The 6,662-nt window shown below is 70.2% G+C and carries 7 protein-coding genes; 6 read left to right on the plus strand and 1 reads right to left on the minus strand.

The features are described from left to right. Positions 1 to 99: 99 nt before the first annotated feature. Entirely contained in the window at positions 100 to 1,497 is a 1,398-nt protein-coding gene (locus Air01nite_RS24320; protein WP_203705483.1) for a gamma-glutamyltransferase, read from the minus strand. A 146-nt stretch (positions 1,498 to 1,643) separates the two neighbouring features. Here Air01nite_RS24320 and Air01nite_RS24325 point away from each other — a divergent pair, with 146 nt between their 5' ends. The 6 genes from Air01nite_RS24325 to Air01nite_RS24350 form a co-directional block, all read left to right on the plus strand. Then, a complete protein-coding gene (locus tag Air01nite_RS24325) occupies positions 1,644 to 3,083 on the plus strand; it encodes a recombinase family protein (RefSeq protein ID WP_203705484.1) in 1,440 nt (479 codons plus the stop codon). 400 nt (positions 3,084 to 3,483) lie between these two features. Then, positions 3,484 to 3,636 carry a hypothetical protein gene (locus tag Air01nite_RS24330; protein ID WP_203705485.1) on the plus strand — a complete coding sequence of 51 codons (153 nt, stop codon included), beginning with the start codon at positions 3,484 to 3,486 and terminating at the stop codon, positions 3,634 to 3,636. 250 nt (positions 3,637 to 3,886) lie between these two features. Continuing rightward, positions 3,887 to 4,279, plus strand: coding sequence for a hypothetical protein (locus Air01nite_RS24335; RefSeq protein WP_203705487.1), 393 nt, complete (start codon positions 3,887 to 3,889; stop codon positions 4,277 to 4,279). Continuing rightward, positions 4,276 to 5,718, plus strand: a complete 1,443-nt coding sequence (locus Air01nite_RS24340) for an AAA family ATPase (RefSeq protein ID WP_203705488.1) — start codon at positions 4,276 to 4,278, stop codon at positions 5,716 to 5,718. Before Air01nite_RS24335 ends, Air01nite_RS24340 begins: the two co-directional genes overlap by 4 nt. 226 nt (positions 5,719 to 5,944) lie before the next feature. Then, positions 5,945 to 6,298: a hypothetical protein gene (locus Air01nite_RS24345; protein ID WP_203705489.1), complete on the plus strand. Its 354-nt coding sequence runs from the start codon at positions 5,945 to 5,947 to the stop codon at positions 6,296 to 6,298. Beyond that, on the plus strand, positions 6,295 to 6,662 hold a 368-nt coding region (locus Air01nite_RS24350; RefSeq protein WP_203705490.1), incomplete at its 3' end, for an HK97 family phage prohead protease. The genes Air01nite_RS24345 and Air01nite_RS24350, both read left to right, overlap by 4 nt.

Here is a 6,662-nt window from a genome sequence, read left to right on the forward strand (position 1 = left end):
GAATCGGATTTCCGAGCCTTTGTAGCATTTGCCTATCAGAGTTCGGTCACCGCCCGTCAAGTCGCCCTTGGATCCGCCCGTTCGCCAGTCGCATGGTCTTTAGAGCAGTTGGCCGGTGCCGCCTCGGCGGGGGTCGCCGCCCGCGCCGGCCAGGCCGACCGCGCTGACGCCGCCGAAGAAGTGGTTGAGCTCCTCCCACTGCACGACCGTGTAGCCCGCGTCGGCCAGCGCCGACAGTTCGTCCTCCGGATAGCCCAGCTCGGCGTGCACCGCGTTGTCGACCACGTGGAACCTCGGCCGGGCCACGGCGGTCTCCGTGTCGAGGCCGTCGACCAACACGCCGAGCAGCGTGTCGATCAGGGCCGTGCGGATCCGGGAGGCGCCGGCCGAACCCGCGGCCAGCACCAGGTTGCCGTCCTCGCCGATCACCACGAGCGGGCACATCATCGACTGCATCCGCTGGCCCGGCGCCATGTCCTCGGTGATCAGCTCGCCCTCGCCGAGCATCGAGTTGAGGTTGATGCCCAGGCCCGGCAGCCAGACGCCCGCGCCGATGCCGAGCGTCGTGGTGATCACGCAGGCGTTGCCCTCCTCGTCGACCACCGAGACGTTGGTGGTGTCGCCGATCTTGGGCCGGCCGTACTCGCGCAGCGCGTCGGCCACCGCGACCGCCCGCGCGGGCCGGGACAGGGCCTGGATCGGGTCGGGCAGCGCGCTGATCGTCGCGATCGTGCCGTTGAGGTCCGTCCGCGCGTAGACGTGGTGTCCGGCCAGCCGGGCATGCGCCACGGGCAGTTCGAGCACCTCATACGCCGCCAGGTCGGCCGGGCCGATCGCGCCACCGCTGGCCCGGACGGCTTCGACCAGCAGGTCGCCGTACCGGCCGGTGTAGAAGATCGACGGGCCCTCGGTGGCCAGGCCGTCCAGCGCCTTGTCGAGGCCCGGGTGGTGCAGCGTCTCACCGCCGCGGAGCAGCCGGCCGCCGGGCGCGTAGATCTCGCCGCCGTCGCTGGGCGTCAACGCGGGCGCGACGCTGACCAGCGTGCGGGCCTGGGCCTCGGGCAGCGCGACGCCGGCCCGGGCCAGCAGCACCGCCGGCTCGACCACCTCGTGCCAGGGCAGCCGGCCCCAGCGCGAGTGCACCTCGCCGCAGCCGGCGGGTACGCCCGGGATGCCGACGCTGGGCCCGCCGATCGAGTACGGCATGGGCACGCCGCCGAACGTCACCTCGATGGGCAGCATCGGCTTCGGTGACACGTCGCCGTCGAGCCCAGGGATCGAGCAGAAGAAGTCGAGGCAGGTGACCGTGCGGTTGGCGGCGTCGTAGTAGGTGGCGAAGCCACCGCCGCCGATCCCGGTCAGCACGCTCTCGGACGCCGAGCAGGCCAGCACGGCCGCGACCGCCGCGTCGGCGGCCGTGCCGCCCGAGGCCAGAATCCGCAGACCGACCTCGGTCGTTGCCGGATGCCCGGCTGCCACACCGGCTTTCACCGGCATCACCCCTTATATGGCCGATAATCCCTGCTCGCGCCGCAGCGTAGAGGTAAATCTCCCGCTGGTGCGCTCGGATGGCTAACATCCCGCCTCATGGACACGCAGCCGAGCCAACCGGCGATCACCCGATGGTTGGTACTCTACCGGCCATGACGACGTACGCCGGGATCTACTGCCGCATCAGCGACGACCGCGAGGGACTGGCTCACGGAGTGGAGAGCCAAGAAGAAGACAACCGGGCGCTGTGCGAGCGCGACGGCCTCACCGTCTATGACGTGTACGTGGACAACGACCTGTCCGCCAGCACCAAGGCGCGTCGGGAGCGGCCGGACTACCAACGGCTTCTTGACGACGCTCGCGCCGGCCGGATCCAGGTGATCGTCTCGCTGTCGTCCTCCCGGCTCACCCGCACGCCCCGCGAGCATGAAGATCAAATAGAGCTGGCTCAGCGCCACGGCACCCGGTACCTGTTCGGCAAGTCCCCGGCGTTCGACCTGAACACTGCCGACGGACGGATGGTCGCGCGCATGCTCGCGTCCACCGACGCAGCCGAGGCCGAACGCACCTCGGAGCGGCTGAAGCGGGAGGCGCTGCGCAAGGCGTCGGCCGGTCAGTTCCACGGCGGCCGGCGCGGCTACGGCATCACTGCCGACGGGACCGGGCTTGTCGAGGCCGAGGCCGACCGGATCAAGGAGTGGGCGGAGCACGTGCTCGCCGGGGGCGCGCTCGAGACCCTCGCGAAGCGGCTCAACCGCGCGGGCGAGCGGACCCCCGCGGGCGCCGCGTGGCGCGCCAACGTGATCCGGCGGACCCTGCTCGCGCCTCGCATCGCGGGCCTGCGGGTGCTGGGCGGCGCGGAATACAAGGCGCCGAATCCCGAGATCGTCACCCCGGACGTCTGGCGCGCGCTGGTCCGCGTGCTCACCGACCCCGCCCGGCGGCAGAACAAGCGCGGCACGGCGCTGTCGCACATCGGCGTGGGGGTCTACCGCTGCCTGCGCTGCGACTCCCGGGTGAAGACCAACTACCACACCAAGACCGGCGCCCGGATCTACCAGTGCGCCACGTGCTGGCGGTCGTGGAAGGGCGAGCCGCTCGACACGTTCATTCTTGAGCTCACCGAAGCGGAGCTGGCCAAGGGGAACGCGCGCCGGCCGCTGCTGCCGGCCGCCGACGACGGGGTGGACCTCGCCGCGCTGCGGATCGAGGCCGACGCGATCGCGGAAAACCTCGCCGCTCTCGCTGTCGACGCGGCCAGGGCCAGGAACCCGCGGGTGGTGGCGGCATTGCGTGAGGGCGTCGCCGAGGGCGAAGCGAGGCTGGCCGAGATCGAGTCCACCGTCACCGCGGCCGGCCGGGTGGACGCAGCGGCGGCCGTGCTCAACGCCAAGGACCCCGTGAAGGCGTTCCGCGAGCTGGACGACGTACGGCGTCGCCAGGCGGTGATCCGACGGCTCATGGAGGTCTGGTTGGGTCAGCCGGCACGGGGGCCGGGCGGACCGCACCGGTTCCTCGGCGCCTCGCGGTTCGTCGGCGACCCACTGACGTGGTCGGACCACTGGCACGCCGACGGACTGCCTAGTCGCTGAAAGACTTACGTAGCAAGGGATAGTCGCTCAGCGACTCGACATTGGACGGTCACCGCAGACCGTGTTAGCGTGCTGGCAGATCCGGCTACCGCTCGCGCTCGCGCCGACGCTGGCAAACCTGCACCCGTTCCCGCACTCGCACCCGCAGCCGGACCGCGCGGGAGACAAGACGTCTTCCCGCCGCGAATCGCCTGAATCGATACGAGCGTGCGGGAGTGCACCCAATGTCAGAACCACGTACCGCTGCGGCCATCCGGGCGCGCAAGCTGCGCGCAGCCGAGCGCGCAGCGGAAGATCCGACTGTGCTCGCCAGGGCCGTCCGCATCGTGCGGGCTGCGATCGAGCATCAGCAACTCACGCTGTCCGACCTGACCGCCCCATCCGACGGGCGGGCCGACGCATGAGCGCCGACTACATCAGGGCTCTTGTCGACAGGGCACCCGAGTTGACCGACGCCCAGCGGGCCGACCTCGCGCGGCTGCTCGCGCCCGCCCGCCGCACCGACCGGACCACCCGCCCGGCCGGCCGCAAGGACAAGGGCCGGGCGGCATGAGCAAAGAAGAACGCCGGGCCGCTGACCACGACCCGGCGCCGGGAAAACCGAAGGAGACCTCGACCAGCGTACCGCCGATGTGCGCGTTCTGCGTTCCGGTCGTCCTGCGGCCGAACCGGCGGGATCGACGCGTTCACGGTCGTGACATCGTCGGGACGATCATCCATGCGGATCACTGCCCGGTCGGCCACGCGGCGCCGGTCAAGATGCTCTCAGGCCGCGGTCAGTCGCCGTTCCGTGGTGGCCCGCGATGAGCGCGCCCATCTTCGTGCCGCCCCACCGCAGCAGCGAAACGCGCCCCGCGTCCGCCACAACCGTGCAGGCCGCGGGCGCCGCGCACCTACCGCAGGGTGACCGGATCGGCGGTATCCGCGCGGCCTTCGCCGACCTCGATCTGACCGACCCGGTAGCCGCGTTCACCTACGGCCTGGCCATGGGGCAGGCGATCGAGCGCGAGGCTTCCGACCGCAACGACGACATGGTGCACCGCGCCGCCATGCGCGACGTGCGCACCCTGATCGATTGGGCCGACCAGCGCGCCACAGCCGACCAGCCTGGGCCGCGCGAACGCGACCACCACGGCGGTCGCGCGTCGAGCTGGGGGCCGCCGACGCCCCGATACAACGGGGCGTACTCACGATGACCGACCTGACCGAAGAGGAAGTGTTGCTCGCGGCCCGCGGGTACATCGACGCCGCCGAAGAGGCCGGCGTGGCCACCGGCCGACGGCTCAAAGTCACCAGGGCCAGCGAGATCACCATGCGGGGCACCCGGTGGCTGTGGGAGGAACCCGTCGGGCAGGACGCCGTCGCGCGGTTCATGTCGCCGCTGCCGCCGGCACGCTGGCTGCCTCTCGGCGGCCTGTGCCTACTCGGTGGGCGGGAGGGCATCGGCAAGACGACGTGGGCCTACCGCATCGCCGCTCAGGTGACCACAGGGACGCTGCCAGGCTCGTTCCACGGACAGCCCCGCAGCGTCGTCGTAGCGGCCACAGAGGACGACTGGGCGCGCACCATCGTGCCGCGGCTCGTTGCCGCGGGCGCCGACCTGGCGCGCGTGCTGCGGGTCGACGCGATCGAAGACGATCATGTGTCCGGCCTGACCCTGCCGGCCGACGTCGGCGCGCTGCAGCGGCTGTGCGCGCGTGAGGGGGTCGTGCTGATCCTGCTCGATCCGCTCATGGGCACCATCTCCGGCGCGCTCGACACCCACAAGGATGCCGAGGTGCGCCAGGCGCTTGAACCCCTGTCCCGACTCGCCCACGACGGGCAGATGACCATCCTCGGTCTGATCCACGTCAACAAAAGCCAGGGCAGCGACCTCCTGACCCGCCTCATGGCGTCCCGGGCGTTCTCGGCCGTCGCGCGTGCTGTCCTGTTCGCATCCAAGGAGGAGCCGGAGCCTGGCGCCGACGAAAAGCCGCACGAGACGTTCCTGCTCGGGCAGGCGAAGAACAACCTCGCCGCCAAGGTGCCGCACAGCGTCAGATACCACATCGAGGGCGTGAAGGTCGGCCACGACGACGACCTGAACGAGGCCATTTGGTCGTCACACATCGTGGTCGACGGGAGGGCCGACGGGCGCATTGACGACCTGATGACCGCGCAGGAGAGCCGGTCGGCGCAGCGGGACACGCCCCGCGACCGGGCGTGCAAGTGGCTGCGGGGGTACCTCACCGGGAAAGGTGCTGTCGAGTCGGCCACGGTCAAGGCAGCCGGCAGGGCAGAGGGGTTCAGCGACCCGACGATCAAGCGAGCGAGCACCGATCTTGAGATCGTCGTTTCGTACCTGCCGGGTGCCAACCGCACCGCGTGGACGCTACCGACCTTCGTAATGGCTGAGCCAGTTGAGCCGGTTGATCTGTTTGAGCCGGTTGAGCCAGTTGTACAAAGCGGGACAGAGCGCCCTACTGGCTCAACCGGCTCAGCGGCTCAGTCCCCCCGCGAGGCTGAGCCGGTGCCTGATCCGGTCTGTTGCGGCGATCGAGGGGCGGGCGGCCCGCTCGCCACCGAAGGGGGACCGCTACAGCCGCGGTGCCAGTTCTGCGTCAACTCGCCCACCTACTACAAGCGCGGTGGATAGGGCAGGATGTCCGTTTTCCCTTGATCAACTACCCTAGGACACTTCCACGTCTGTCCTTTTTCTCTCTCCGGGAGCCGGGGCGCTGCGGGACGTGATCACTCTGAGTAACGGCTACCAAAGCGGGCCCAATCGAACTTCCTAGTCGCTGAAAGACTTACCCTGCAAGGGATAGTCGCTCAGCGACTCGACATTGGACAGACGCGTCGGATCTACTTATATTCAGGTCATGGCTAACAGAACGTTCTATCTCCCCGACGGTGCGGAGCCGGTGTACGGCCGGGCGCAGGCCATCGCGGCCGACGCGGGGCGATCGGTCTCCGACGTGATCGTCGGGCTGCTGGCCCTGTACGTACACGCCCACGATTGCGGTCCCACCGCGCCGGCCGGCGTCGAGGTGTACCGACAGGCCGAGCGTCGCGCACGCACCGCCCTGGCGGACCTGGCGGCCCAGCCGGGCGGTAGCTGTGACGGTTGCGGCGATCCGGCCACCCGCACGGGGGTCAGCTTCGACCTGACCGCAGCGGACCACCCGATGACGATCACGCGCTCTTGTGAGTCGTGCGCCGCGGTGTCGGCGTGAAGACGTTCGTGGCGCTGCCGGTCGCCGGGTTCGCGGTCGACTCCGCGGCCCGCACGATCGAGGGGCTCGCGATGCCGTACGGCGCGACCGCTCATAAGCACGGGCTTATGTTCAGGTTCGCCGCTGGCTCGATCAAGTGGACCGACGTCGGCCGGATCAAGCTGCTGCGCGACCACGACATCGCCAAGCCGGTCGGGAAGGCGCTCGCGCTGACCGACACCGCCGAGGGGCTGCGGGTGCGCTTCCGGGTGGCGCGCGGCCCGGCCGGTGATGAGGCGTTGCAGCTCGCGGAAGACGGCGTGTTGGACGGGCTCAGCGTCGGCGTGGACTTCGAGGAGTCCGATACCACAGTGGACAGTGACAG

It is taken from the genome of Asanoa iriomotensis (assembly GCF_016862515.1).
Taxonomy (GTDB): Bacteria; Actinomycetota; Actinomycetes; order Mycobacteriales; family Micromonosporaceae; genus Asanoa; species Asanoa iriomotensis.

Coding starts and splice junctions, on each gene's coding strand:
- Air01nite_RS24320 (WP_203705483.1), bottom strand. CDS start 1,497: ATGCCGGTGAAAGCCGGTGTGGCAGCCGGGCATCCGGCAACGACCGAG.
- Air01nite_RS24340 (WP_203705488.1), top strand. CDS start 4,276: ATGACCGACCTGACCGAAGAGGAAGTGTTGCTCGCGGCCCGCGGGTAC.
- Air01nite_RS24330 (WP_203705485.1), top strand. CDS start 3,484: ATGAGCGCCGACTACATCAGGGCTCTTGTCGACAGGGCACCCGAGTTG.
- Air01nite_RS24345 (WP_203705489.1), top strand. CDS start 5,945: ATGGCTAACAGAACGTTCTATCTCCCCGACGGTGCGGAGCCGGTGTAC.
- Air01nite_RS24325 (WP_203705484.1), top strand. CDS start 1,644: ATGACGACGTACGCCGGGATCTACTGCCGCATCAGCGACGACCGCGAG.
- Air01nite_RS24335 (WP_203705487.1), top strand. CDS start 3,887: ATGAGCGCGCCCATCTTCGTGCCGCCCCACCGCAGCAGCGAAACGCGC.